Origin of the sequence: Staphylococcus sp. HMSC65H10 (assembly GCF_001839185.1) — a bacterium.
In the GTDB taxonomy this organism is placed as follows: Bacteria; Bacillota; Bacilli; order Staphylococcales; family Staphylococcaceae; genus Staphylococcus; species Staphylococcus simulans.
The window spans coordinates 1-1,932 of record NZ_KV840296.1; the positions used below are offsets into that span (position 1 = coordinate 1).

General features: G+C 27.4%; 1 protein-coding gene. It reads right to left on the reverse strand.

The window, feature by feature from the left end:
* Positions 1-827 precede the first annotated feature (827 nt).
* Positions 828-1,691, reverse strand: coding sequence for a trypsin-like serine peptidase (locus HMPREF3270_RS00070; protein WP_070848060.1), 864 nt, complete (start codon positions 1,689-1,691; stop codon positions 828-830).
* Positions 1,692-1,932 lie beyond the last annotated feature (241 nt).

Sequence of the window (1,932 nt, forward strand, 5' to 3'; positions counted from 1 at the left end):
TAATGCAGTTGCAAGATACATCGAGGAAAATTATCTTTAATATATAGATAAAGTGAATAGAGTATACAAACTAACTACCCATATTTATTTAATTATGTCAACTAACTCAAAAGGCTTAAACGTTGTTAAATCAACGTTTAAGCCTTTTTCTTATAATTATCGTTTATGCAGGTTTTATACATCATTGTTCTGATGCGTTTTCAGTCATTTTCATGAGTTAATATTTTGTATTTTTATGTAGTTTGTACGTGTATACATTCGATACTTTGTATATTTTAGTTTGAAAGCTCATGTATTCGTCAAATATTCAACTGTTATATTATACTTGTAAGGCACTTCCTGTGCGGAAAGGAGGTGTGATGTACAAATGAACATTGCATTTTTCGTCGTAGTATCCCCCTAGGTTCATAAAAAAAATTAGTCCTTATAGCCAATAACAAAATACTTTTCTGGATTTTGTAAACACACCAAACTAATAAATAAATCATCTTCAATAATCTTATAGCTTTCAAAATTGTTCATTTCCATATTTAATTCTCCTGTTCTATATATTATTCATTACTAATATAACAAGAATACGACCACCTTAATTTTACTTGCAATAAAATTTTCTTTTGACTTCACAATATCGAAAGTAATGATTTGGATTGGTTGTTAACTTGGGATTAACCCAAGTTAACAACCTGCATTAATCGTCACTTATGTGGCTATCATTATTTTTTGTTCGTCAAATGTATTTCTCTTATCACAAGTAAAATTAAGGTTTGGCTAGCCACTTAGAATGAAAATCATTGTATTTATTAAATTTTCATTAATCAATTATAATATCAATAACTATTATCCAATATTTCTTTTCTAACATAATCTGTAAAACTAAATACATATGCCAATTCATTTTTAGCTCTCACTGTAGCATTGGCATTTGTATTATTCATGCCCCCAGAATTAATTCCTACAACCTCATTATTAGAATTTAATATAGGAGATCCAGAGTTCCCCATTCGTATAATCATTTTTGAGTAAAATTGAGGGTCATCACTATTAACTTTCAACAAATAAAAACCATCAGATTTATACATTTTATACCTAGAATCATTGATAAAGTCATTACCTAAATATTCTTTTGAAGGATAACCATATGTAGTAATCTTGTCTCTTGATTTCATATTTTTTATATTTTGTTCATTAGCTATTTTTAAAGGTGTGACTTTATCAGTTACTTTTTCATTAGTATGAACAACAGCAACATCTACCCCTTTTATCATTTTTATATCTTTAATAGTGAAAGAATAAGGGATATTGTTGGCATCTCTTGAAGGCATAAATTTTAAATTTGATGGTCTTTCTGGGTCATACATTGCCTTATTGACAACACCAAATCCTTTTTCTACTACATGATTATTGGTTAGAAGTGTGTGGTCATCTATAACAAAAGCAGTTCCATAAACTTTATTTTTTGTATTGGATAGTATTCCAATACCAGAAATATTAGTATTAATTTTATCTAATCTAATAAAACTTAATTCACTATTATTTATTTGTTGGACCAACTCTTGCACTTCCATAATACCAGCACTTCTTTCATTAACAGTTCTATTTAAATAAGATTCTGCATTTAAAGTATTGGAAAATGTTAAAGAAATAATAAAAATAAACAAGAAAACAGAAAAGCATCTAGCAATTTTAACCATCAATTTCACTCCTTTAATTTTTATTGTATACTAACTTTGAATACTAAAAAAGGACAACTATCAACCAGTTACGGTTTAACATTACTGTTATTACAAGCAAGTTTAAATCCCACTATCGTTAAAATTTGGAAAAAGGAGAAACATATAGTAAAAATATTAGGAGATAACACAAGAAAATCAGAAATTAAAAGTACTGTAGGTTTTATAAAAAAATTTAAGTGTCCTGTTATATGCTAAAGAT

Excerpts from the sequence above, each read along its gene's own strand:
- HMPREF3270_RS00070 (WP_070848060.1), bottom strand. The coding sequence starts at position 1,691 with ATGGTTAAAATTGCTAGATGCTTTTCTGTTTTCTTGTTTATTTTTATT.